Origin of the sequence: Janthinobacterium sp. 61 (assembly GCF_002846335.1) — a bacterium.
In the GTDB taxonomy this organism is placed as follows: Bacteria; Pseudomonadota; Gammaproteobacteria; order Burkholderiales; family Burkholderiaceae_D; genus Janthinobacterium.
This window is the reverse complement of record NZ_PJMQ01000001.1, coordinates 969512-992667: the sequence shown is the minus strand read 5'-3', so window position 1 is coordinate 992667 and position 23156 is coordinate 969512. Positions and strand designations below refer to the sequence as shown.

Genomic DNA, 23156 nt, shown 5'->3' with positions numbered 1-23156 from the left:
CTTGAGAATGGCAAAAAATAGCGGTCGTCAGACGGTGCGGCCCTGGCGCCTCAGCCTTTGGCAGGCTTGCTGCTGGCGCGGCGCCGGCGCGCCTCCTTCGGGTCGGCCAGCAAGGGCCGGTACACTTCCACACGGTCATGCTCGTGCAATACGGTATCGAGCGGCTTCCTCTTGCCATAGATGCCAGCCATATTGATGGCCAGATCGATGCCCGGGATGGCCTGCAGCAAGCCGCTCTGCGCCACAGCCTGCCCGATGGTAGTGCCCACAGGCACGCTCAAGGAGCGCAGGAACGTGCTGTCCGGCATCGCGTAGCATACTTGTACCGTGATGTCTGCTTCAGCCATACACCGTCTCCGCGCGCTTGCAGAAGGAATCGACCATGCTGTTGGCGATCATGCCGAAGACGGGGCCGATGATCTGCTCGAGCACGCGGCTGGAGAACTCGTAGTGCAGATCCAGTTCGATCTTGCAGGCATCTTCGCGCAGGGCCTTGAAGGTCCACACGCCGTCGAGGGTCTTGAAAGGACCGTCCACCAGCTTCATCTTGATGGATGTCGGCGGCACGTTCTCGTTGGACGTGGTGAAGCTTTGGCGCACGCCGTGGTAATGTATGCCCACGCTGGCGACAACCGTGTTCTCGCTCCGCTCGCGAATCTCGACCGCACCACACCAGGGCAGGAATTTGGGATAATCTTCCACCGCCGCCACCAGCGCGAACATTTGTTCGGCGCTATACCCGAGAAAAACTGATTTATGTACTACTGCCATTGAAGAACCATTTGCTATGATGTTGGATACATTTGATTTTATCGCGCTTGCGCGAGACAGTAGTTTAACCGACCCGCGCACATTTACCATCTCATGACCATAGCAGACAACAGAAAAGCCTTCCACGACTACTTTATCGAGGATCGCTACGAAGCCGGCATCGTGCTGGAAGGCTGGGAAGTCAAAGCCATCCGCGACGCCCGTGTACAAATCAAGGAAGCCTACGTCGTCGTCCGCGGCGACGAACTCTTCCTGTTCGGCACGCATATCAGCGCCCTGCCGACCGCCTCCACCCATATTCATCCGGAAGCCGTACGCACGCGCAAGCTGCTGCTGCACCGCACGGAAATGGATAAACTGATCGGCAAGGTGGAGCGCTCCGGCTACACGCTGGTGCCGCTCAACCTGCACTACAAGGGCGGCCGCGTGAAATGCGAGATCGGCCTGGCCAAGGGCAAGAAACAGCACGACAAGCGGGCTGCAGAGCGCGACCGCGATGGCGCGCGCGAAGTGCAGGCGGCAATGAAGTCGCACCGCCGCTGATACGCCGCTGCGCGCAGCGTGCTGACGCCATATCAACAAGCCCGGCTATATGCCGGGTTTTATTTTGCCGATTGCCTGCAGCAAACGGAAAAGAACTCAGCGCGACGGAAATAAAACGGGAGAGGAAGCAGGTAAGGCGGGGAAAAGACTGGTATTGGCGAAAATACCATTGAGATAAGCCTGTGTACATTAGCTTGGCCTGTCTGGCCAAAGACGATAAAGCTGGAAAGTTCCGGATGCTTGCATGCTGCCGTGTACTACACCTGCACTACTCCACAGTACAAGCATCCGAATGAACGGTTTTTTAAACCTTCAGAATCAAACCTTCAGCAGATCACGCGACTTGCCCGAATCGGTCCATTCTTTGACCCATTTCGGTTGACGGCCACGGCCAGTCCATTGTTGTGTCGCATCATCCGGATTGCGATAGCGTACTGCAACCGTGCCGGTTTTAGCGCGGATACCCGTACCAACCAGATCTTTTACGGAAACGCCGACGCTCTGGGCAATCGCCAGGATTTGTTCGCGCGCCTTGGACAGATCGTCCTGTTCGCGCTTCTTCATTTGCTTCTTGATGTCGTCCTGCAAGGTGCGCAGCTCGGACAGGGATAAGCTCGACAGATCCATGATATTTCCTTGTGTGAGTTGAAAAATATAACTGAATAGTTAAATTCTATCCAATTGTAACGCGCCTAAGGTGATTTTTCTTAAGATTTGATTGTTTTTTACAATTCTCTGACCAAAAAACTGCATCCCGGGCGATCAAGCGATGTTGGTGTTCAATCACGGGAGCGAAAATCGGCCATGGACTGTCTGTGCAAGTACCCTGCCTTGTGCGGCTGCGATTCAATACAGCGCCATCGGCTATATTTATTCTGCAGCACTTTTTGTTTCATTGCAATTTATAACAACTATAAAATGCAATTCAAAATATACATGGGTCCGATACTATCGCCAATCGCACATCGCCTGCAAATGCTACCAGGGATCCTGCGCAGCAGACGGTACGCCAGTCAAAGAAATAAGCGCAACATGACAGCAAGTAATCCTGAATGTGCGCTTAGCATAGCATAAAGAAAATATTTTCAACGCAATTCATGTAGCCACCGATACGTCAGCCCTAACACCACCAGATAATAGGGAAAGCGCAAATGCAAACTGCCCGCTATACAGCGGGCAGTATTGATGAAACCTTGCTACAAGCTTGCTATTTACCCAGCCAGTCAGGCAATCAGGGCATAGCCACGCTGCCCTTCGGCTTCTGCGTCTTCACTACTTGCATCGCCGTGGCGATCAAACCACTCATATCGCCCAGATTGGCCGGCACGATAATCGAGTTATTCGTTTTCGCCAATTGCGCAAACGCGCCCACATACTGCTCGGCCACTTTCAAATTGACGGCATCCTCACCGCCCGGCTCGCGGATGGCGGCGCCTACCTGGCGCAGCGCTTCAGCACTGGCTTGCGCCAGCGCGACGATAGCCGTGGCCTGGCCTTCGGCGCGGTTGATGGATGCCTGCTTTTCGCCTTCCGAGCGGGCAATGTTCGCTTCGCGCTCGCCGCTGGCAATATTGATCTGCTCCTGCTTGCGCCCTTCCGAGGCGGCAATCAGTGCGCGCTTTTCACGCTCGGCCGTAATCTGCGCCTGCATCGCATGCAGAATCTCCTTGGGCGGCGTCAAATCCTTGATTTCATAACGCAACACCTTGACCCCCCAATTCGCTGCCGATTCATCGATGGCATTCACGATGGCGGTATTAATATGGTCGCGCTCTTCAAATGTCTTGTCGAGTTCCATTTTACCGATCACCGAACGCAAGGTCGTTTGCGCCAACTGCGTAATGGCGGCAATATAATTCGACGAACCATATGAAGCACGCATGGCGTCGGTAATCTGAAAATACAGAATGCCATCGACCTGTAATTGCGTATTGTCACGCGTAATGCATACCTGTGGCGGCACGTCGAGTGGAATTTCCTTAAGCACGTGCTTGTAAGCGATGCGGTCGACGAAGGGCACAACGATATTCAGGCCAGGACCCAATACCGCGTGGAACTTGCCCAGGCGCTCCACCACCCAGGCATGCTGCTGCGGCACCACATTGACCGTCTTGAAGACAAATACCAATGCCAGCAATAACAAGATCAGCGACATGCTTCCGATGCTTACTTCCATAATCTACTCTCCAGGTTATCCAACAATCAAACGGCTGCCACGTACGGCACGTATGGTGTAATGACCGGCCTGCGTATCGCTGCCGGCAATCAGTTCCACATCCCACAAGGCGCCGCGATACATGACGCGCGCAGCGCCATCGACCCAATGCGCGACCGCCACGCTTTGGCCAATATCCAGGTTCACATTCGGATCCTGTGCCGCATCGCGCCGCGCCGCCCTGCCAAAGCGGCTGCGCCGCAATAACAGCGTGGCCGCCACGCCGACTATGGCGGCGGTCGCGGCCTGCCAGCTGCCATTGCCTCCCGCCAGCGCCACCAGTCCTCCGGCACCAATACCGATGGCGATCATCAGCAAATAAAACGTGCCCGTAAACAGTTCCAGGATCAATACCGCGCCAGCCGCAACAAACCAGCCTACCCATTCAGCCATGATGCCTCCATCCTTGCGAATCCAAAAATAAAAAAACCCCGCGGCCTATATAAGCGACGGGGTTTACTGCGCAGTGCTGCCTGATATTCCTCTTGCCAAACACCTATATACAAACAGTCTAACGCAATTCCTGATGGCGTCAATAGCCGGGGGCGAATTAGCGCCGCCGGCCAGGCTTTTATTCCTCGAGCAGACTGCGCAGCATCCACGCCGTCTTTTCATGCACATCGAGGCGCTGCGTGATCAGGTCGGCGGTCGGCTGGTCATTGGCTTTTTCCAGCAGCGGGAACAAGCGGCGCGCCGTGCGCGCGGTCGCTTCCTGTGCCGCCACCAGGTGGCTGACCATATCCAGCGCCGGCGGCACGCCGTCGATTTCCTTGATCGAGGCCAGTTTGACGAATTCCTTGTAGGTGCCCGGCGCCGGATAGCCAAGGGCGCGGATACGCTCGGCGATCAGGTCCAGCGCGGCCCACTGCTCCGTGTATTGCGTCATGAACATCAGGTGCAGGGTGTTGAACATCGGTCCCTTGACGTTCCAGTGGAAATTATGCGTCATCAGGTACAGGGTATAGCTGTCGGCCAGCAGGCCGGACAGGCCTTCCGCGATCTTCGCGCGGTCCGCCTCGGAAATACCGATGTCGATCTTTGCAGCTTTGCTCGGTTTCTTGCTTGCCATGTGAACTCCCGTCTATGTGTTGGTGGAATCATTTTAGCTGATCTTGCGCCACCTCATCGTTCAGGCGCGTGCGCCGACCGCGATGAACTTGATGGCAATGAGCAAGACATAAAAAAAACCCGCTGCCAGGTGAGCGGCAGCGGGTTTTCAGAGGGCGAAAAGATGCTTACGCTTTCAGCGCAGCGAGCTTCTGCCAGGTGTCGATCACCGAGTCAGGATTCAGGGACATCGACTCGATGCCCTGCTCCATCAGCCATACGGCGAAGTCAGGGTGATCCGAAGGACCCTGGCCGCAAATGCCGATGTACTTGCCGCGCGCCAGGCAAGCCTTGATAGCCAGCGACAGCAGCGCTTTCACGGCTGGATCGCGCTCGTCGAAGTCGGCGGCAAGCAATTCCATGCCGGAATCGCGGTCCAGGCCCAAGGTCAGCTGGGTCAGATCGTTCGAACCAATCGAGAAGCCGTCGAAATGGTCGAGGAACTGGTCGGCCAGGATGGCGTTCGACGGTACTTCGCACATCATGATGACGCGCAAGTCATTCTCGCCGCGCTTCAAGCCGTTTTTCGCCAGCAGGTCGATGACTTTCTCGGCCTGGCCCAGGGTACGCACGAATGGCACCATGATTTCCACGTTCGTCAGGCCCATGTCATTGCGCACGCGCTTCATCGCTTCGCATTCCATGTTGAACGCTTCGGAAAAGTCGGCCGACAGGTAGCGCGCCGCGCCGCGGAAGCCCAGCATCGGGTTTTCCTCGTCCGGCTCGTAGCGCGAACCGCCGATCAGCTTCTTGTACTCGTTCGACTTGAAGTCGGACAGGCGCACGATGACCTTTTTCGGCCAGAAGGCGGCGGCGATGGTGGCGATGCCTTCGGCCAGCTTGTCGATATAGAAGGCTTTCGGCGAAGCGTGGCCACGCGCCACCGATTCCACGGCCTTTTTCAGGTCGGCGTCGATGTTCGGGTATTCCAGGATCGCGCGCGGATGCACACCAATATTGTTATTGATGATGAATTCCAGGCGCGCCAGGCCCACGCCCGCATTCGGCACGGACTGGAAGTCGAACGCCAGCTGCGGATTGCCCACGTTGAGCATGATCTTGGTGTCAAGCTTCGGCAATTCGCCACGCGACACTTCCGACACTTCCGTTTCCAGCAAGCCATCGTAGATCTTGCCTTCGTCGCCTTCGGAGCACACCACGGTGACAAAGGTGCCGTCTTTCAGCACGTCGGTGGCATTGCCGCAGCCGACGACAGCAGGCACGCCCAGTTCACGCGCAATAATTGCCGCGTGGCAAGTACGGCCGCCACGGTTGGTGACGATGGCCGATGCACGCTTCATGACCGGTTCCCAGTTCGGGTCCGTCATGTCAGCAACGAGCACGTCGCCTGGCTGCACGCGTTCCATGTCGGCCGGATCGTGAATCACGCGCACAGGGCCGGCGCCGATCTTCTGGCCGATGGCACGGCCGGACGTCAGCACGGTGCCCGTGCTTTTCAGCTTGAAGCGTTCCTGCACGTCAGTCGCCTTTTGCTGCGACTTGACGGTTTCAGGACGCGCTTGCAGGATGTACAGCTTGCCGTCGCGGCCATCCTTGCCCCACTCGATGTCCATCGCACGGCCGTAGTGGTTTTCGATGATGACGGCGTACTTTGCCAGCTCCACCACTTCACTGTCGTTCAGCGAGTAGCGGTTGCGCATTTCGACGGGCACGTCGACGGTTTTCACGGAACGGCCAGCTTTCGCTTCGTTCGTAAATTCCATTTTCAGCAGCTTCGAGCCGATATTGCGGCGGATCACAGGCGACTTGCCTTTTTCCAGCATCGGCTTGTGCACATAGAATTCGTCGGGATTGACGGCGCCCTGCACCACGGTCTCGCCCAGGCCATAGCTGGAGGTAACGAAAACCACGTCCTTGAAGCCCGACTCGGTATCGATGGTAAACATCACGCCGGCCGCGCCCAGGTCGGAACGCACCATGCGCTGCACGCCAGCCGACAAGGCTACTTCAGCATGCGTAAAGCCCTTGTGCACGCGATACGAAATGGCGCGGTCGTTATACAGCGACGCGAACACCTGCTTCATGGCGTCGAGCACGTTGTCGATGCCGACCACGTTCAGGAAGGTTTCTTGCTGACCAGCAAAAGACGCGTCCGGCAGGTCTTCCGCCGTTGCCGAGGAACGTACGGCAAACGACATTTCCGTGTCGGAATCGGCCACCAGCTTGGCATAGAACTGATCGATTTCGGCGGCCAGGCGCGGCTGGAACGGGGTTTCGACGATCCATTGACGGATCTCGGCGCCGGCTTGCGCCAGCGAGCGCACATCATCGATGTTCAGCCCTTCGAGGCGCTGGGCGATGCGTTCGGCCAGCGGCAAGCCGCCGTTGGCGCTGTACGACAGGAAATCGCGGAATGCCTGCGCCGTGGTGGCAAAGCCACCGGGCACGCGCACGCCGGCTTCCGCCAGCTGACTGATCATTTCGCCCAGGGAGGCGTTCTTGCCGCCGACGGATTCGACATCCGTCATGCGCAAATGCTCGAACGAGGCCACATACACCGCGTCCTTGTCTTCCTGCTGTTGCGATACTGCGTTGGTCATAATGACACCCTTACTGATGATAGAAATCTTTACGCGCGGCGCACGGACAGTCTTCTTGTTATTCTTGGCGTCGTGCAGCACAATCATACCGTTGCAGCCATTTTACCTTGTGCGGCGCAAATTGACGACGCACAATCTTGATCCGAAAACCCATGACACAAGATCCACGCCCCCCTCTGCCCTCCGCGGCCCGCACCGTCTTCTTCGTTTCCGACGGCACCGGCATTACCGCCGAGACCTTCGGCCACTCGGTGCTGACGCAGTTCGATCTGCGTTTCCGCCAGATCCGCCTGCCCTTCATCGATACCATGGACAAGGCCTACGAGGCGGCGCGCAAGATCAACGAAGCCTTTGTCACCGATGGCCAGCGCCCGATCATTTTCTCCACCCTGGTGAAGAACGACCTGTCGGCCGTGATCCGCAAGTCCAGCGGCATGCACATGGACCTGATCCAGACCTTTGTCGCTCCGCTGGAGCAGGAACTGGGCGTGATGTCGACCCATACCATCGGGCGTTCGCACAATATCGTGGACAGCGAGGAATACAAGAACCGCATCGAGGCGATCAACTATTCGCTGGCGCACGACGACGGCCAGTCGCACAAGAACCTGTCCTCGGCCGATGTCATTCTGGTGGGTGTTTCGCGCTCTGGCAAGACCCCGACCAGCCTGTATCTGGCCATGCAGTACGGTATCAAAGCGGCCAACTATCCGCTGATTCCCGACGATTTCGAGCGCGACAAACTGCCATCGGCCCTGCTGGAATTTAAGAATAAAATTTTCGGATTGAGCATTACGCCCGAACGTTTGTCGGAAATACGCAACGAAAGACGCGCTGGAAGCAAGTATGCGGCCATCGAAAATTGCCGTTACGAGGTCAACGAGGCGGAAAAAATGATGAAACGCGAAGGTATTCGCTGGCTCTCCTCGACCACCAAGTCGATCGAAGAGATCTCCACGACGATCCTGCAAGAGATCAAGCCGAACCGCCGCGAGTACTAGAGCGCTTGACCAAACCTGTCAGGCGTTCGCCTCGCTGGACAGCACGGTCAGCGCTGCGACCAGCTGATCAAGTTCGCTGGTCTGCGTCGTGACGGCCACCGTGGCGCGCACGATATCGGTATCACCGACATTGCGCTGCACGGTAAAGATCCCGAAACGGTGCAACAAGGTCTGTTGCAGCGCGCGTGCGTCCATGCCATCGACGGCAAACGCCACCAGCGCCGTGCCGTGCGCCGCGTCCAGCGGCGACAGCAGGCGCACGCCAGGCAGTTGCGCGGCGCGGCTGACCCAGTAATTGCGCAGCCACGCCAGGCGCTCCATCTTGGCCGGCGTGCCGCCCAGGCGCTCATGAAAGTCGAACGCGGCAGGCGCGGCCAGGATGGCGCCGATTGGCGGCATGCCCATGTGCAGGCGGCTGCGGATATCGTCAAGCGGATAATCATCGTCGCCAAAATGCGGCTCGATCTTGTGCAACTGCGATGCGCGTATATACACGACGCCCAATCCCGCCGGCGCCCCCAGCCATTTGTGCAGATTGAAACCGGCGAAATCGACGCCCATGGCCTGCACGTCCACGTCGACCTGCCCCAGCGCATGGGCGCTGTCGAGCAGTACGTCGATGCCGTGTTCGCGCGCCAGCGCCATGATGTCCTTCACCGGCAGTTGCTGGCCATTGGCTGGCGCCACCTGCGACAGCAGCAGCAATTTGGGCTTGACAGCCTGGCGCATGGCTTGCGCGTAACTGGCGATGATCTCGTCATCGCTGATGGGCAAGCGCAACGTGACTTGCGTGCTCGTGACGCCACGGCGCTGCGCCAGCCAGCGCATGGCCGTCCGCATGGCCGGATAGTCGAGATTACTCCACAGCACCGTATTACCGGGCGCCAGACCGTGGTATTGCGTGATCAGCACCTGCATGGACTCGGTGCCGCTGCGGGTCAGCAGGATCTCGTGCGGCTCCGCCCGGATCAGCGCGGCGACGCGCTGGCGCAGGATATCCACATGCGTGCGCGTGAATTCGCCGCGCACGAAGGGACTCAGCTGTTCATTCGTGTAGCGCACGGCTTGTTCGAAGGCGGCTTGCACGGGCGCCGCCATGGCGCCGAAATAGCCGTGTTCGAGATTGACGATGGCATTCGGCGGCGCGGGATACAACGCGGCGACCTGGCGCCACCAGGCCTCGTCACGTGTGGCACCGTCGGCGAGCACAGGGAAAGACATGGCGCCCCTGTTCAGGACTGGCCCTGGCGCAACTGCTCGAAGAAGCAGACGGCGGCGCAGGCGGCCACGTTCAGCGATTCGATCTGGCCCAGGTGCGGAATGACCACCTGGTGTGTCGCCATCGACAGCAGATCGTCGGCCACGCCCTGCCCTTCATGGCCAAACAGCCAGGCGACGGGCTGACGCAGATCGACGTCGTACAATCGCTGGGTGGCGTAGCCGCTGGTGGCGAGTGTCGCCACTTTGGCGCCGGAAACAAGCGCCGCCAGGTCGACGTTTTCAAAGATGTCGAGCACGAAGTGCGCTCCCATCGCCGCGCGCAGGACTTTCGGCGACCAGCAGAAGGCCGTGCCGGCGCTGCAGTACACCTGCGTGATGCCCGCAGCGGCCGCGCTGCGCAGGATGGAGCCCACGTTGCCCGGGTCTTGCAGGTTATCGAGCAGCACGGCCGACACGCTCAGGGGCTGCGTCACGGCGCGTTCCGGTGTCTCGATAAGGAACATCACGCCCACGCCGTGTTCGACCTGGCTGACCGCGTGGTACAGCGCATCGGGCAAGCCCAGCACGTGCGCGCGCTGGCTTTCCAGCTGGCCGACGATGTCCGCCACTTCCGGGTTACGCAAGGCGCTTTCGCTGACGATGCACTGCTCCGGCATGCCGCGCAGCTGCAAGTAAGACTGGCACAAATGCACGCCGTCGAGCAAGGTACGGCCCGACTTGCGGCGCACCTGCGAACTGCCCGCCAGTTTCAACAAATCCTTGTATTGCGCGTTGTCGCGCGAGGTAATCGTCTTCATGCCACCACCTCTTGTCCACCGAACAGGGAGATCACATTGCGCACGGGCGCGAACGAGCGGCGGTGCACGGGCGAGGCGCCGTGCAAGTGCAAGCGCTCCAGGTGCAATTTGGTGCCATAGCCCTTGTGCTGGTCGAAGCAGTACTCCGGATAGGCCGCATGCAGGTGCACCAGGGCCGCGTCGCGCGCCGTCTTGGCCAGGATCGAGGCGGCGGAAATCGAATCGACCTTGTCGTCGCCGCCGATGATGGCCATGCCGCGTATCGGCATCACAGGGCAGCGGTTGCCGTCGATCAGGGCCAGCGTGGGTACGGTACTCAACGCCTCGACGGCGCGGCGCATGGCCAGCATCGACGCTTGCAAAATGTTCAGGCGGTCGATTTCCTCTTCCGACGCTTCGGCGATGGCCCAGGCCAGGGCCTTTGCCTTGATCTGTGGCGCCAGCAAGTCGCGCTTGGCTTCGGTGAGTTTTTTCGAATCGCGCAAGCCATCGATGGGCTGGTGCGGGTCGAGGATCACGGCAGCGGCGAAGACGGGGCCGGCCAGCGGACCGCGGCCTGCCTCGTCGACGCCACAGATGATTTCATCGAGCGAGAATGGCAAGTCGTCAAACAGGCCGGGATAGATATTTTTCACGTTGAATCTTTGGTTGGTACTGCGATTGAAGCGATGAACGGAATTTACTTGCGGTGGGCGGCGATGACTTGCATGACGGCGTTGGCGCTCTCGCGCGCGCTGTCGCGCAGCAGGCTGTGGTGCATGTCCGTGAAGCGCTGCACCAGGCGCAATCGCCCTGGCACGTCACTCAGCTGCTGCCACATGGCGTCGGCAAGCGCTTGCGGGCTGGCCGCGTTCTGCAGCAGCTCAGGCACCAGGTAGTCGCGCGCCAGGATATTTGGCAAACCAATCCACGGCTGGTAGCCCATATGGCGCATGATTTCCCACGATGCGCGCATCATCTTGTAGGCGATGACCATGGGCTTCTTGTACAGCGCCACTTCCAGCGACGCCGTGCCGGACGCCACCAGTACTGCATCGGCGGCGCAAATGGCCGTGTGCGAGCCGCCATCGGTGAGCAGTATCTCGACGTCCTGCAAGCCCGCTTCCGCAATCAGCTGTAAAAAGTACTGGCGCTGCTTTTCACCGGCCATGGGCGCGACGAAACGCAGCGAGCGGTCGCGCGCCAGCAACAGCTTGCAGGCGGCCACAAAGGCCACCGCATTGTATTTGAGTTCACCCATGCGGCTGCCCGGCATCAGGGTCATCACGTTGGCATCTTCCGGCAAGCCCAGGGCGCGGCGCGCGGCCGCCTCGTCCGGCTGCAGGGGAATCATTTCAGCAAGTGGATGGCCGACATAGGTGACGGGCACGCCCGCCTTGCGGTAGATCTCTTCCTCGAACGGGAAGATCACCAGCATGTGCGAGACAGCCTTGATGATTTTCTTGATGCGTCCGCCGCGCCAGGCCCAGATCTGCGGCCCGATGTAGTGCACGGTGGGGATGCCGCCTTCCTTGAGCTGCTGCTCCAGCCCCAGGTTAAAGCCCGGATAGTCGGCGCCGATGAAGACGGCGGGACGCTCCGCCAGCAACTGGTCACGCAGCGCGTTCTGGATACCCTTGATTTCGCGGTAGCGGGGAATGATCTCGAACAGGCCGCGCACGGTCAGCTTGTCCAGCGGCCAGTCGGAAATGAAACCCTGTTTGGCCATGTGCTCGCCGCCGATGCCGTGGAAGCGGGCACCGGGCAACTGCGGCACGAGACCGGACAGCAGCCGGCTGGCCAGCAGGTCGCCCGACACCTCGCCGGCGACGATGGCGACATTGGCGACCGACAGGTCGCTGGCCTGGTCAGCGGACGATACCACGCGACGCCACGCCCAAAAATTCGCGCATGGCGCGAATGTGTTGCGCCACCTCAGGCGACGACGCCGCTTCTTCTTCGAACAGGGCTGCCTTGGATTCTTCCAGGGTCAGTCCCGCGCGATAGATGAGTTTATACGCGGTGCGGATGCCGTTGATCTGCTCGCGCGTAAAGCCGCGGCGTTTCAAGCCCTCGATGTTGACGCCATGTGCCTGCGCCGGATTGCCGTTCAGCAGTACGAAAGGCGGCACGTCCTGCGTCAGGCTGGTGCTCATGCCGACAAAGGCGTGGGCGCCGATCTTGCAGAACTGGTGCACATTGGCGAAGCCGCTCATGATGACCCAGTCGCCGATTTCCACGTGGCCCGCCAGCTGCGCGTTGTTCGAAAAAATCGTGTTGTTGCCAACCAGGCAGTCGTGCGCCAGGTGAACGTACGCCGAAATCCAGTTGTCATTGCCCAGGCGCGTCACGCCGCCACCCTGCACGGTGCCCGTGTTGAAGGTGCAGAATTCGCGGATGGTGTTGCGGTCGCCGATTTCCAGACGCGTCGCCTCACCCGCCCATTTTTTATCCTGCGGCTGCGCGCCGATGGAGGAAAACTGGAACAGGTGGTTGTCGCAGCCGATCGTCGTGTGGCCATCGATGACCACATGCGGGCCGACCTTGGTACCAGCGCCGATACGCACGTGCGGACCGATGATGGTATACGGACCCACCTCGACCGAGCTGTCGAGCTCAGCCTTCGGGTCAATCACTGCCGTAGAGTGGATGGCCGCCATCACTGCCCCGCTGGCTGGCTCGCAGACTGGCTCGCATCCTGCGCGCTACGGATGGTGCACATCAATTCCGCTTCCAGCGCCACTTTGCCGTCGACCGAGCCGACTGCCTTGTATTTCCAGATGCCGCGCGAGACGCGCAGGATTTCCACATCCATCTTCAGTTGGTCGCCCGGTTCGACAGGACGCTTGAAACGCGCATTGTCGATGCCGACAAAGTACACCACCGAATTTTCGTCGGGCTTGACGCCCATCGACAGGAACGACAGCAAGGCCGCCGTTTGCGCCAGCGCTTCGATCATCAGCACGCCAGGCATGACCGGCTTGTGCGGGAAATGGCCCTGGAAGAACTCTTCGTTGACCGTCACGTTCTTGATGGCGGTGATGGTTTTGTTCGCTTCCCAGTCCAGCACGCGGTCAACCAGCAGCAGCGGATAGCGGTGCGGCAGCAGCGATTTGATGGCCAGGATGTCGAGGGTCTTTTTTTCAGTAGTCATTTTTCGTCTTGCGTGGTCAGTGTTTTAATTGTTTTTTCAAGCGTGCGTATCTTCTCGCGCATGCTTGACAGGTTGCGCACGATGGCGGCGCTCTTTTCCCAGTCGGCGTTCTTGGCCAGCGGATAAAAACCCGTGTACTGGCCCGGTTCCGCGCGATGTACACGTGCGGACCGATGCCGGTGTACGGCCCCACCTAGACCAAGCTATCGAGCTCAGCTTTCGGATCAATCACTGGCGTAGAGTGAATGATCGCCATATTACTACCCCGCTGGCTGGCTCGCATCCTGCGCGCTGCGGATGGTGCACATGATTTCCGCTTCCAGCGCCACCGTGCCGTCGACCGAGCCGACTGCCTTGTATTTCCAGAGGCCGCGCGACACGCGCAGGATTTCCACGTCCATCTTCAATTGGTCGCCCGGTTCGACGGGACGCTTGAAGCGCGCATTGTCGATGCCGACAAGGTACACCACCGAATTTTCATCCGGTTTCACGCCCATCGTCAGGAACGACAGCAAGGCCGCCGTCTGCGCCAGCGCTTCGATCATCAGCACGCCGGGCATGACCGGCTTGTGCGGAAAATGCCCCTGGAAGAACTCTTCGTTGACCGTCACGTTCTTGATGGCAGTGATGGATTTGTTCGCTTCCCAGTCCAGCACGCGGTCAACCAGCAGCAGCGGATAGCGGTGCGGCAGCAGCGATTTGATGGCCAGGATGTCGAGGGTCTTCTTCTCAGTAGTCATTTTTCGTCTTGCGTGGTCAGTGTTCTAATTGTTTTTTCAAGCGCGCGTATCTTCTCGCGCATGCTTGACAGGTTGCGCACGATGGCGGCGCTCTTTTCCCAGTCGGCGTTCTTGGCCAGCGGATAAAAACCCGTGTACTGGCCCGGTTCCGCGATCGAGCGAGACACCATGCTGCCAGAGCCGACATGGACGCGGTCGGCGATTGTCAAATGGCCCAGCACCATGGCAGCGCCGCCAAAGGTGCAGTACTTGCCGATGACGGCGCTACCGGCCACGCCCACGCAGCCGGCCATGGCCGTATGCGCGCCGATATGGCAGTTATGGCCGATCTGGATCTGGTTATCGAGCTTGACACCATCTTCGATGACGGTGTCAGCCAGTGCGCCACGGTCGATGGTGGTATTGGCGCCGATATCGACATCGTCACCGATCACCACCCTGCCCGTTTGCGGAATCTTGATGTACACGCCGCCTTCGTTGGCAAAGCCGAATCCGTCGGTACCAATCACGGCGCCGGAATGGATGATGCCGCGCTGGCCGATCACGCAGCGCGCATGAAAGGTCACGTTGGCGAGCAATTGCGTGCCCGCGCCGATGACCGCATCGCGCCCCACCACGCAGCCAGGGCCGATGATGCAGCCGGCTCCGACAATGGCGCCGGCCTCGATCACCGCGTGTGCGCCGACAGAGGCGCTGGCATCGACCTGCGCGCCGGCATCGACAAAGGCGCTCGGATGGATGCCTGCCGGTGCCTTGATCTCATGCAGTGCGGCGAAATACTGCGCCGCGCGCGCGAAATAGACATAGGGATTCGGTGTGACGATGCGCGTGCCGGCGTACTCGGCGCCGATCAGCGCATCGTCGACAGGCGTGAGGATCAGCGCGGCAGCTCCGCTTTGCGCCGCCTGTGCGCGAAATTTGCTATTGCTGAGAAAGCTGATGTGCGAAGCGCCGGCGTCGGCCAGCGGCGCGATCCCTGTGACTTCCAGGTTGGGATCGCCCGCCAATTGACCACCGAAGCGTTCGACCAAGTCTCCTAGTCGAGTGCCCATCTTTTACCCTTATAAGAACGCCTGACTACGCCTGCTGCGCGGCGCGAATTGCGGTCTCCGAAGCTCACTGCCTCGGGCGGCCCCGTGCATACGCACAGCTCCGCTTCTCAACCACAACTCACATCCGCTCGCTAAGGCACTGCCAGGCTTAAAACCGTTTCGATTACTTGTCCAGCGCCTTCAAGACCTTGTCGGTAATGTCGATGCGCGGACTGGCCCACAGGGCTTCCTGCAGCACGATGTCATATCCTTCGATATGCGCCATCTGCTGGATGATGGTGTTGGCTTTTTCCGCGATGGCGCTGCGCTCTTCGTTCGTGCGCTGGCTCAAGTCTTCGCGAAATTCGCGCTGGCGGCGTTGCAGCTCCTTGTCCAGCTCGAAAAACTCGCGCTGGCGCTTGGCGCGCTCGGCCTCGCTCAGGGTAGGCATGTCCTTTTCCAGGGCTTCGTTGGCCACCTTGAAGCGGCTGGCCAGTTCCTGCACGGCTTTTTCGCGCGCGCGGAACTCTTCGGCCAGCTTGGCGCTGGCCGCTTTGGCCAGCCTTGACTCGTTATAAATACGTTCGCTGCTGATCCAGGCGATTTTCGACTCCTGAGCCTGCGCCTGCACCGGCAACAGCGAACTCCAGCACAATGCGATCACGGCAAGGGACTTGGGCAGGGTAGCGGATGCGGTGTTCATGATACTCCATGGTCAAAAGGTAAAAGCTGTCGCCCCGGTTCAGATGGCCGGTTAGAAACCGGTGCCCATCTGGAACTGGAAGCGCTCCAGGCGGTCAGTCGGCTTGGCGTTCAGCGGTTTGGCATAGCTCAGCTTGAGCGGACCCACCGGTGAAATCCAGCTGATGCCCAAGCCAGCAGAATAGCGCAATTGCGAGATCCGCATTTTTTCGCCTTCCTGGTAGACCTGGCCGCCGTCAAGAAAACCGAACCAGCGCAGGCTGCGGTCATTGCCCGAACCGGGGAATGGCATCTGCAGTTCGGCATTACCGATCAGGCGCGAAGCGCCGCCCAGTGCATCGTTGGTGCTCGGTTCGACCGCGCCCAGCGAGGAACTCAGGTAGCCGCGCACCGAACCGATACCGCCGCCGTAGAAGTTCTTGAAGACCGGATACACGTGATTGCCGATGCCGTGGCCGTAATCGATCTCGCCTTTCAGCGCCAGGGTGACCTTGCTGAACAGCGGACGGAAATACTGGTGCTCATAGATGGCACGGAAGTACTTCTGGTCGCCGATCAGGTCAGCCTCCAGGTTGACGCGCTGGTAGCGGCCGATCGATGGCGTCAGGGCGCTGTCGCGGCTGTCGCGCTGCCATGCCGCCGTCAGCGGGATGGAATTCGTGGTGGCCGAACCGATACCGTCTGACGGGCCGCCATTGTCGATCACGTACTGCTTGAAGCGGATCGGGCTGGTGATGTCGGTTTCGATGCGCGAGCGCTCGGCGCCGATGCCGAAGAAGACAGTGTCGACTTCCGAGAATGGCACGCCGAAACTGACACGGCCACCGGTTTGCTTGATCTTGTAGCTGCCGATGTTCAGCGCCGGCGGTTCCGTCGTACGCAGGTAAACTTCAAAGCTGCGCGAAATGCCATCGTCCGTAAAGTACGGATTGGTTTGCGAAAACGCGATCGTGCGGCTGTAATGGCTGGTATTGAGTTCGATGCCAACGGTGTTGCCGCTACCGGCGAAGTTGGCCTGCGAAATCGATGCCGACAGGGTGAACTTCTCCGATTGCGAGAAGGCACCACCGATCAGGAAGTTACCCGTCGGTTTTTCCACCACCGTCACGTTGACGTCGACCTGGTCGGTCGTGCCCTGTGCTTCCGGCGTGTCGATGGTCACGTCCTTGAAGTAGCCCAGGCGGTCGACCCTGTCGCGCGACAGCTTGATCTTGTTGCTGTCGTACCAGGACGATTCGAACTGGCGGAATTCACGGCGGATGACTTCATCGCGCGTGGTGGTGTTGCCGGCGATATTCATGTGGCGCACGTAGACGCGCTTGCCCGGATCGATGAAGAAAGTAAAACCCACTTCATGCTTCTCACGGTTGATTTCCGGATTGGCATTGACGTTGGCAAAGGCATAGCCGAACGTGGCCAGGCGGTCCTGGATGCGCTTGTTCGTGGCTGTCAGGCGCGCACCCGAGTAAATCTCGCCTTCGCGCATCAGGTTCAGGGCTTTCAGCTCTTCTTCGCGGCCGAACATCTCGCCTTCGAACTTGGTGCCGGCAATCTTGTACTTTTCACCTTCGGTGATATTGATTGTCAGATAGATATCTTTTTTATCGGGCGTGATTGACACTTGCGTGGAGTCGACCTGCATCTCGATATAGCCGCGGTCCAGGTAGTAGGACTTCAGCGACTCGATGTCGCCCGTCAGCTTGGTCTTCGAATATTGATCCGCCTTGGTATACCAGCTGAACCAGCCGCCCGTGTTCAGGGCCAGCTGTTCGCGCAGTTCCTTGTCGGTGAAGGCCTTGTTGCCGACGATGTTGATCTGCTTGATGCGGGCCACGTCGCCCTCGTCGACGGCGAACACCACGTTGACGCGGTTACGCTCGATCGGCGTGACGGTGGTGGTGATCTTCACGCCGTACAGGCCATGCGACAGGTACTGGCGCTTGAGTTCCTGTTCAGCGCGGTCGACCGAGGCCTTGTCGAAAATCTTGGCTTCGCCGACGCCAATTTCCTTCAATGCCTTGACCAGCACATCTTTTTCAAATTCCTTGGTGCCCGTGAATTCCACGGCAGCGATGGCCGGGCGCTCCTCGACCAGCACCACCAGCACGTCGCCATCGACTTCCAGGCGCACGTCCTTGAAGAAACCCGTCGCGTACAGGGCTTTGATGGCGGCGATACTCTTCTCGTCGGAGAACGTTTCGCCGACGCGCACCGGCAGGTAGCTGAAAACAGTGCCCGCTTCAGTACGCTGGATCCCTTCGACCCGGATGTCCTTGACAGTAAATGGCTGGACGGCCAGCGCATGGCCGGCACAGAAGGCCATGACGGCGGCGCCGATCAGGCTGCGACGAAAGGAAGGCAAGGCAAAACGAGCAGAATGTAATTTCATTGGGGTTATTCAATGGGTAAATCAATGGACAACATACACAAAAGATTGCTTGTGCGACTCACGCAATGGCATCAACCACCGCCCTAATTAAGCAATCGCAACACGTCATTAAAGACGGCAAGCACCATCAAGGTCAGTAACAAACCGATCCCCAGGCGCTGGGCAATCTCGCCTACGCGCTCCGGCAAGGGGCGTCCGGTCAAAACTTCCAGCGAATAATACAGCAAATGCCCGCCATCCAGAACAGGAATGGGTAGCAAATTCATCACGCCCAGACTGATACTGATGAAGGCGATGAAGCTCAGGTAGCTTACCAGGCCGATGCGCGCCGTCTGGCCCGCGTAATCGGCGATGGTAATGGGCCCCGTCACATTCTTCAGCGAGACCTGGCCGGTGACCATTTTACCCAGCATTTTCAGGCTCATGACACTGGTATCCCAGACCTTGGCAGACGCCTTGCCCACGGCAGAGAACGGTCCGGAGGCCACGGTAATCATATCCGGCACCTGTCCCAGCTTTGCCTGGATCTTACCAACTGTTACAGCTCCCTCTGTCCCTGTGCCCGGCACGGCGTCCGGCGTAATGGGCAAGGTCAGGTCCTGGCCCTGGCGCAACAGTTGCAATTGCAAGGTCCGGCCAGGCGCCTGGCTCAGGGTGGCGATGACGGCCGCCACGTCGTGCACGGGCTGTTCGTCGATGGCCAGGATCTGGTCGTTTTTCTGCAGGCCGGCGCGCGCGGCGGCGCCATCGGGCATGATTTCCATCAGGGTAGGCGCGGAACGGGCCAGGGTCAGGCCCAGCTTGCCCAGCACGTCGCCTTCAAGGTCCGTCTCCGTCAGGCTGGCCGTCGGCAAGGTCGCTTCCTGCTGGCCGCGGTCGGGGCGGCGCACTTCGATGCGGGCCGGCTGCTTGTCGAGGGTGGCCTGGATCAGCTCCCAGCGCAGCTCGGACCAGCTGGCCACGGCCTTGCCATTCACCGCTTCGACCGTATCGCCGCTGCGCAAGCCAGCCGCATAGGCGGCTGTCTGCTCGGCTACGGGGCCGAGCTTGCTTGACGGCTCTTCGATGCCATGCATGAACAGGCCCGCGTACAGCACGATGGCGACGAGGAAATTGGCCAGCGGGCCGGCGGCCACGATGGCGATGCGGCGCCACACGCTCTGGCGCGTGAATTCGCGGCGCAATTCGCTTTCCGGCAAGTCGCTGAGGTCTTGCGCGCGGCTGTCGAGCATGCTGACATAGCCGCCCAGCGGCAGCGCGGAAATAGCCCATTCCGTCTGGTCCTTGCCAAACTTGCGCGAATACACCACTTTCCCCATGCCGATCGAGAAGCGCAGCACTTTCACGCCGCACCAGCGCGCCACCAGGTAGTGACCCAGCTCGTGCAAGGTAATCAGCGAACCGAGCGCGACGATAAAAGCCAGCAAGGTGGTGATCAGCGTCATGCGGCCAGCCTTTGGGCGATATACGCGTGCGCGGCCACGCGGGCCAGGCGGTCCTGCTCCATCACGGCCTCGATGCTGGAGGCGGCGCCATGCGGCACAGTCTCGATCACATGGGCGATGACGCGGTCGATCTGGCGGAAGCCGATCTGCTCGTCGAGGAAGGATTGCACAGCCACTTCATTGGCCGCATTGAGCAGGGCCGGCGCCGTTCCGCCCGCGCGCAAGGCGTCGAACGCCAGCGCCAGGCAAGGGAAACGACGGAAATCGGGACGTTCGAACTGCAGGGTTGCCACTTGCGCCAGGTCCAGCTGCGCCACGCCGGAAGCGATGCGCTGCGGATACGCCAACGCATGGGCGATCGGCGTGCGCATGTCCGGGTTACCCAACTGGGCCAGCACGGAACCGTCGATATACGACACCATCGAATGGATCACGCTTTGCGGGTGGATCAGCACTTCGATCTGCTCGGCAGGCGCGCCGAACAGCCAGTGCGCCTCGATTACCTCCAGCCCCTTGTTCATCATGGTGGCCGAATCGACGGAAATCTTGCGCCCCATGGCCCAGGTCGGATGCTTGCAGGCCTGGTCCGGCGTAACCTTGTCGAGCGTCTCGACGTCGCGCGTGAGGAAGGGACCGCCGGAAGCCGTCAGCACGATTTTTGCCACGCCAGCGGCGCCTGGCGCGCGACCATGGGCGTGCGGCATGCATTGGAAGATGGCGTTATGCTCACTGTCGATGGGCAACAGCACGGCGCCGTTATCGTGCACGGCATCGATGAACAGCTGGCCAGACATGACCAGCGCCTCCTTATTGGCCAACAATACTTTCTTGCCAGCACGTGCCGCCGCCAAGGTAGGCGCCAGGCCTGCCGCGCCAACGATGGCCGCCATCACGCCCGTCACCTGCGGCGCGCTGGCAATGGCGCACAGGGCCTCCACGCCGTACTCGACTTGCGTATCGACGCCCTGCCCGCGCAGCAAACGCGTCAGTTCAAGAGCGGCTTCCGCAGTGCCAACGACAGCGCGCTGCGGACGGAACTTCAGACACTGGGCGGCCAGTTCGGCCACGCGGCTGTGCGCACTCAGCGCATACACGCTGTATTGCTCGGGATGACGCGCGAGCACGTCCAGGGTAGACACGCCGATCGAGCCGGTCGCGCCAAGGATGGTGATGTATTGCATGAGTTTCCTTAAAGCCAACTGGCCACGAGGGCGGCAAATGGCAGGACCGGGATCAGCGCGTCGATACGGTCGAGTACACCGCCGTGGCCGGGCAGCAGGTTGCTGCTGTCCTTGATGCCGGCGCGGCGCTTCAGTTGGGATTCAAACAGGTCGCCGACGATGCTGGCAGCGACGACCAGCAGCAGCACCAGCAAGGCCACCAGCCAACCGCGGCGCAATTGCAGCTGCACGGCAAAGGTGTCTTGCAGCACTGGCAGCGATGGCGCGGCAACGATGGTGATGGCGGCGATGAGCAAGACGGCGATCCCGCCACCGATGGCACCCTCCCAGGATTTCCCCGGGGAAATACTTGGCGCCAGCTTGCGCTTGCCGAAAGCCTTGCCCGAGAAATACGCGCCGATATCGGCGATCCACACGAGCGCCATGACGGACAGCAGGAACAAAGGGCTATGCAGGAACAAGGCAATGATGGCGACGAAGCAGCCGACGATGGTGACCGGATACACCAGACTGAGCAAGGTATTGCCCAAGCCTTCGGTGGGTGGCAAGCCCGTCGCCAGCGATGGCACGAAACGGATCAGCCAGATGGCCACGCACAGGGCGAACCAGAAATTGAGCTGCGCCATACCGTTACCGACAAAAAACGTATACGCGAAGGCGGCAGTCCAGACGGCAGCAATCAGGAGCGCCTGGCGATTTTTGAAGATGCGGAAGCTTTCCCATACGGCGGCGCCGAAGAACGCCGTGGCGATCACGGCGAAGGCAGGGAAATAATTCAGATACAGAACCGGCAGCAAGACCGCCAACAGGACCAGGGCGGTGATTATCCGTGTTTTCAGCATCAGTTTGTCTTTTCAGTTAATTGCGCGCTAGTGCGGCCAAAGCGCCGTTCGCGCTGCTGGTAAGACGCGATTGCCGCGTCGAGGCATTCTTCATTGAAGTCGGGCCAGAAAGTCTCGGTGAAAAACAGCTCAGTGTACGCCAGTTGCCACAGCAGGAAATTGGAAATGCGCTGCTCGCCGCCGGTGCGGATGAACAGGTCAGGCTCGGGCGCATAGGCCATGGCCAGGTGCGGCGCCAGTTGTTCTTCCGTGTAAGCCTGTCCGGCAGGCTGGCCCTTGGCTGCAGCCTCGACCGTCATTCTGTTGACTGCCTGCATGATGTCCCATCGGCCGCCATAATTAGCGCAGATGGTCACCGTCAGACGCGTGTTGCGGGCCGTCTTGCGTTCCGCATCGGCGATCAGGGTTTGCAATTGGTCGTTGAAGCGGGACAAGTCGCCCACCACTTTCAGGCGGATGTCATTGGCATGCATTTTGACCACTTCGCGTTCCAGCATGGTAACGAACAGGCGCATCAGCATCGACACCTCTTCTTCCGGGCGGCGCCAGTTTTCCGAACTGAAAGCAAACAGGGTCAGATACTCGACGCCCCGTTCCAGGCAGGTCTCGACGACACCGCGCACGGCGTCAGCGCCCTTTACGTGGCCAGCCACGCGCGGCAAGAAGCGTTTGGTTGCCCAGCGGCCATTGCCATCCATAATGATTGCCACATGGCGCGGCACCGTGCCAACCTCAGGTACTGCCGTTGTCGAACTCGAATAGATCATGAAAACACGAATACCAAAAAATAACAGATAACTATTATGCGCCAAATAGCACTGCCCGGAAAAGCCATGCTTTTCCGGGCAGCGTCAAAAGGACTGAAAACTAGACCGTCAGCACTTCTTTTTCTTTATCGACTACCATCTTGTCTATGTCGGCAATAAACTTGTCCGTCAGCTTCTGCACTTCTTCCGACGAGCGACGCTCATCGTCCTCGGAGCAGGCTTTTTCCTTGACCAGCTTCTTCAGCGACTCGTTCGCGTCGCGACGAATATTACGCACGGCAATCTTCGCGTCTTCCGCTTCGCTCTTGACCAGCTTGACCATTTCCTTGCGGCGCTCTTCCGTCAGCGGCGGCGTCGGGACGCGGATCAGGTCGCCCTGTGCCGATGGGTTCAAGCCCAGGTCGGCGTCGCGGATAGCTTTTTCAACGGTCGAGGCCATTTTCTTTTCGTACGGCTGCACACCGATGGTACGCGCGTCGATCAGGGTCACGTTGGCAACCTGGGTCAGCGCAGTCGGCGAACCGTAGTAATCGACCATCACGTGGTCCAGGATACCCGTATGGGCGCGACCGGTACGCACCTTGGCCAGGTCGGCCCGCAGTGTTTCCAGCGACTTCGTCATGCGTTCCTGGGCGTTCTTTTTAACGTCAGCTAAGGACATGCTGCTCTCCAATCTTGATAATAATAAATATACTACTGTGCCAGGCTCA

The 23156-nt window shown here is 59.8% G+C and carries 24 protein-coding genes and 1 pseudogene; 2 read left to right on the top strand and 23 right to left on the bottom strand.

Going from position 1 to position 23156, the window contains the following annotated elements; all coding sequences use genetic code 11:
- Positions 1–50 precede the first annotated feature (50 nt).
- Together CLU92_RS04585 and CLU92_RS04580 are read right to left on the bottom strand one after the other, a co-directional pair.
- On the bottom strand, positions 51–347 hold the full coding sequence (locus CLU92_RS04585; protein WP_101480916.1) for an RnfH family protein: 297 nt from the start codon (positions 345–347) through the stop codon (positions 51–53).
- Positions 340–771 carry a type II toxin-antitoxin system RatA family toxin gene (locus CLU92_RS04580; RefSeq protein WP_070257383.1) on the bottom strand — a complete coding sequence of 144 codons (432 nt, stop codon included), beginning with the start codon at positions 769–771 and terminating at the stop codon, positions 340–342. The genes CLU92_RS04585 and CLU92_RS04580 overlap by 8 nt, the downstream gene beginning before the upstream one ends.
- A gap of 93 nt (positions 772–864) precedes the next feature.
- Here CLU92_RS04580 and smpB point away from each other — a divergent pair, with 93 nt between their 5' ends.
- Positions 865–1314 (top strand): SsrA-binding protein SmpB, encoded by a 450-nt coding sequence (gene smpB, locus CLU92_RS04575; protein ID WP_101480915.1) that lies wholly within the window; start codon positions 865–867, stop codon positions 1312–1314.
- Positions 1315–1632: 318 nt separating this feature from the next.
- Here the strand turns inward: smpB and CLU92_RS04570 are convergent, their stop codons facing one another.
- The 5 genes from CLU92_RS04570 to ppsA form a co-directional block, all read right to left on the bottom strand.
- Positions 1633–1941 (bottom strand): H-NS family nucleoid-associated regulatory protein, encoded by a 309-nt coding sequence (locus CLU92_RS04570; RefSeq protein ID WP_010397665.1) that lies wholly within the window; start codon positions 1939–1941, stop codon positions 1633–1635.
- Positions 1942–2545: 604 nt separating this feature from the next.
- On the bottom strand, positions 2546–3490 hold the full coding sequence (locus CLU92_RS04565; protein WP_101480914.1) for an SPFH domain-containing protein: 945 nt from the start codon (positions 3488–3490) through the stop codon (positions 2546–2548).
- A 15-nt stretch (positions 3491–3505) separates the two neighbouring features.
- Positions 3506–3922 carry an NfeD family protein gene (locus tag CLU92_RS04560; RefSeq protein ID WP_101480913.1) on the bottom strand — a complete coding sequence of 139 codons (417 nt, stop codon included), beginning with the start codon at positions 3920–3922 and terminating at the stop codon, positions 3506–3508.
- A 178-nt stretch (positions 3923–4100) separates the two neighbouring features.
- A complete protein-coding gene (locus CLU92_RS04555) occupies positions 4101–4598 on the bottom strand; it encodes a Dps family protein (RefSeq protein WP_101480912.1) in 498 nt (165 codons plus the stop codon).
- Positions 4599–4764: 166 nt separating this feature from the next.
- Entirely contained in the window at positions 4765–7197 is a 2433-nt protein-coding gene (gene ppsA, locus CLU92_RS04550) for a phosphoenolpyruvate synthase (RefSeq protein ID WP_101484488.1), read from the bottom strand.
- A gap of 152 nt (positions 7198–7349) precedes the next feature.
- Here ppsA and CLU92_RS04545 point away from each other — a divergent pair, with 152 nt between their 5' ends.
- Positions 7350–8198 carry a pyruvate, water dikinase regulatory protein gene (locus CLU92_RS04545; protein ID WP_100872735.1) on the top strand — a complete coding sequence of 283 codons (849 nt, stop codon included), beginning with the start codon at positions 7350–7352 and terminating at the stop codon, positions 8196–8198.
- A gap of 18 nt (positions 8199–8216) precedes the next feature.
- Here CLU92_RS04545 and CLU92_RS04540 read toward each other — a convergent pair whose 3' ends face one another.
- From CLU92_RS04540 to frr, 16 genes and pseudogenes are all read right to left on the bottom strand, one after another.
- Positions 8217–9419, bottom strand: a complete 1203-nt coding sequence (locus CLU92_RS04540; protein WP_101480911.1) for an aminotransferase class V-fold PLP-dependent enzyme — start codon at positions 9417–9419, stop codon at positions 8217–8219.
- Between the two features lie 11 nt (positions 9420–9430).
- Complete coding sequence (locus CLU92_RS04535; protein WP_101480910.1) at positions 9431–10216, bottom strand: RNA methyltransferase; 786 nt, start codon at positions 10214–10216, stop codon at positions 9431–9433.
- Positions 10213–10851 carry a ribonuclease HII gene (gene rnhB, locus CLU92_RS04530; RefSeq protein ID WP_101480909.1) on the bottom strand — a complete coding sequence of 213 codons (639 nt, stop codon included), beginning with the start codon at positions 10849–10851 and terminating at the stop codon, positions 10213–10215. Before rnhB ends, CLU92_RS04535 begins: the two co-directional genes overlap by 4 nt.
- A 44-nt stretch (positions 10852–10895) precedes the next feature.
- Positions 10896–12080 carry a lipid-A-disaccharide synthase gene (gene lpxB, locus CLU92_RS04525; protein WP_101480908.1) on the bottom strand — a complete coding sequence of 395 codons (1185 nt, stop codon included), beginning with the start codon at positions 12078–12080 and terminating at the stop codon, positions 10896–10898.
- Complete coding sequence (gene lpxA / locus CLU92_RS04520; protein ID WP_101480907.1) at positions 12064–12855, bottom strand: acyl-ACP--UDP-N-acetylglucosamine O-acyltransferase; 792 nt, start codon at positions 12853–12855, stop codon at positions 12064–12066. The genes lpxB and lpxA overlap by 17 nt, the downstream gene beginning before the upstream one ends.
- Positions 12855–13349 (bottom strand): 3-hydroxyacyl-ACP dehydratase FabZ, encoded by a 495-nt coding sequence (fabZ, locus tag CLU92_RS04515; protein ID WP_071077748.1) that lies wholly within the window; start codon positions 13347–13349, stop codon positions 12855–12857. Before fabZ (CLU92_RS04515) ends, lpxA begins: the two co-directional genes overlap by 1 nt.
- Positions 13346–13504: pseudogene (locus tag CLU92_RS28085) on the bottom strand (UDP-3-O-(3-hydroxymyristoyl)glucosamine N-acyltransferase); the annotation flags it as partial. The gene fabZ (CLU92_RS04515) and the pseudogene CLU92_RS28085, both read right to left, overlap by 4 nt.
- Positions 13505–13609: 105 nt before the next feature.
- Complete coding sequence (gene fabZ / locus CLU92_RS04505) at positions 13610–14089, bottom strand: 3-hydroxyacyl-ACP dehydratase FabZ (protein WP_101480906.1); 480 nt, start codon at positions 14087–14089, stop codon at positions 13610–13612.
- A complete protein-coding gene (gene lpxD / locus CLU92_RS04500; protein WP_101480905.1) occupies positions 14086–15141 on the bottom strand; it encodes a UDP-3-O-(3-hydroxymyristoyl)glucosamine N-acyltransferase in 1056 nt (351 codons plus the stop codon). The genes fabZ (CLU92_RS04505) and lpxD overlap by 4 nt, the downstream gene beginning before the upstream one ends.
- 163 nt (positions 15142–15304) lie before the next feature.
- On the bottom strand, positions 15305–15823 hold the full coding sequence (locus CLU92_RS04495) for an OmpH family outer membrane protein (protein WP_101480904.1): 519 nt from the start codon (positions 15821–15823) through the stop codon (positions 15305–15307).
- 51 nt (positions 15824–15874) lie between these two features.
- Positions 15875–18211 carry an outer membrane protein assembly factor BamA gene (gene bamA / locus CLU92_RS04490; RefSeq protein ID WP_101480903.1) on the bottom strand — a complete coding sequence of 779 codons (2337 nt, stop codon included), beginning with the start codon at positions 18209–18211 and terminating at the stop codon, positions 15875–15877.
- Between the two features lie 83 nt (positions 18212–18294).
- Positions 18295–19656, bottom strand: coding sequence for an RIP metalloprotease RseP (gene rseP / locus CLU92_RS04485; RefSeq protein WP_101480902.1), 1362 nt, complete (start codon positions 19654–19656; stop codon positions 18295–18297).
- Positions 19653–20837: a 1-deoxy-D-xylulose-5-phosphate reductoisomerase gene (ispC, locus tag CLU92_RS04480; RefSeq protein WP_101480901.1), complete on the bottom strand. Its 1185-nt coding sequence runs from the start codon at positions 20835–20837 to the stop codon at positions 19653–19655. The genes rseP and ispC overlap by 4 nt, the downstream gene beginning before the upstream one ends.
- Before the next feature lie 8 nt (positions 20838–20845).
- Positions 20846–21679 (bottom strand): phosphatidate cytidylyltransferase, encoded by an 834-nt coding sequence (locus CLU92_RS04475; protein WP_101480900.1) that lies wholly within the window; start codon positions 21677–21679, stop codon positions 20846–20848.
- A complete protein-coding gene (gene uppS / locus CLU92_RS04470; protein WP_101480899.1) occupies positions 21679–22446 on the bottom strand; it encodes a polyprenyl diphosphate synthase in 768 nt (255 codons plus the stop codon). The genes CLU92_RS04475 and uppS overlap by 1 nt, the downstream gene beginning before the upstream one ends.
- Before the next feature lie 100 nt (positions 22447–22546).
- Positions 22547–23107: a ribosome recycling factor gene (frr, locus tag CLU92_RS04465; RefSeq protein ID WP_092802600.1), complete on the bottom strand. Its 561-nt coding sequence runs from the start codon at positions 23105–23107 to the stop codon at positions 22547–22549.
- Positions 23108–23156 lie beyond the last annotated feature (49 nt).

Bases quoted from the DNA above. Each gene is read 5' to 3' on its own strand.
- fabZ (WP_071077748.1), bottom strand. From the start codon at position 13,349: ATGACTACTGAAAAAAAGACCCTCGACATCCTGGCCATCAAATCGCTG.
- CLU92_RS04555 (WP_101480912.1), bottom strand. From the start codon at position 4,598: ATGGCAAGCAAGAAACCGAGCAAAGCTGCAAAGATCGACATCGGTATT.
- CLU92_RS04585 (WP_101480916.1), bottom strand. From the start codon at position 347: ATGGCTGAAGCAGACATCACGGTACAAGTATGCTACGCGATGCCGGAC.
- uppS (WP_101480899.1), bottom strand. From the start codon at position 22,446: ATGATCTATTCGAGTTCGACAACGGCAGTACCTGAGGTTGGCACGGTG.
- fabZ (WP_101480906.1), bottom strand. From the start codon at position 14,089: ATGACTACTGAGAAGAAGACCCTCGACATCCTGGCCATCAAATCGCTG.
- bamA (WP_101480903.1), bottom strand. From the start codon at position 18,211: ATGAAATTACATTCTGCTCGTTTTGCCTTGCCTTCCTTTCGTCGCAGC.
- CLU92_RS04560 (WP_101480913.1), bottom strand. From the start codon at position 3,922: ATGGCTGAATGGGTAGGCTGGTTTGTTGCGGCTGGCGCGGTATTGATC.
- CLU92_RS04545 (WP_100872735.1), top strand. From the start codon at position 7,350: ATGACACAAGATCCACGCCCCCCTCTGCCCTCCGCGGCCCGCACCGTC.
- CLU92_RS04540 (WP_101480911.1), bottom strand. From the start codon at position 9,419: ATGTCTTTCCCTGTGCTCGCCGACGGTGCCACACGTGACGAGGCCTGG.
- lpxD (WP_101480905.1), bottom strand. From the start codon at position 15,141: ATGGGCACTCGACTAGGAGACTTGGTCGAACGCTTCGGTGGTCAATTG.
- CLU92_RS04475 (WP_101480900.1), bottom strand. From the start codon at position 21,679: ATGCTGAAAACACGGATAATCACCGCCCTGGTCCTGTTGGCGGTCTTG.
- CLU92_RS04570 (WP_010397665.1), bottom strand. From the start codon at position 1,941: ATGGATCTGTCGAGCTTATCCCTGTCCGAGCTGCGCACCTTGCAGGAC.
- lpxA (WP_101480907.1), bottom strand. From the start codon at position 12,855: ATGGCGGCCATCCACTCTACGGCAGTGATTGACCCGAAGGCTGAGCTC.
- CLU92_RS04535 (WP_101480910.1), bottom strand. From the start codon at position 10,216: ATGAAGACGATTACCTCGCGCGACAACGCGCAATACAAGGATTTGTTG.
- CLU92_RS04565 (WP_101480914.1), bottom strand. From the start codon at position 3,490: ATGGAAGTAAGCATCGGAAGCATGTCGCTGATCTTGTTATTGCTGGCA.
- ispC (WP_101480901.1), bottom strand. From the start codon at position 20,837: ATGCAATACATCACCATCCTTGGCGCGACCGGCTCGATCGGCGTGTCT.
- smpB (WP_101480915.1), top strand. From the start codon at position 865: ATGACCATAGCAGACAACAGAAAAGCCTTCCACGACTACTTTATCGAG.
- ppsA (WP_101484488.1), bottom strand. From the start codon at position 7,197: ATGACCAACGCAGTATCGCAACAGCAGGAAGACAAGGACGCGGTGTAT.
- frr (WP_092802600.1), bottom strand. From the start codon at position 23,107: ATGTCCTTAGCTGACGTTAAAAAGAACGCCCAGGAACGCATGACGAAG.
- rseP (WP_101480902.1), bottom strand. From the start codon at position 19,656: ATGACGCTGATCACCACCTTGCTGGCTTTTATCGTCGCGCTCGGTTCG.
- CLU92_RS04495 (WP_101480904.1), bottom strand. From the start codon at position 15,823: ATGAACACCGCATCCGCTACCCTGCCCAAGTCCCTTGCCGTGATCGCA.
- CLU92_RS04580 (WP_070257383.1), bottom strand. From the start codon at position 771: ATGGCAGTAGTACATAAATCAGTTTTTCTCGGGTATAGCGCCGAACAA.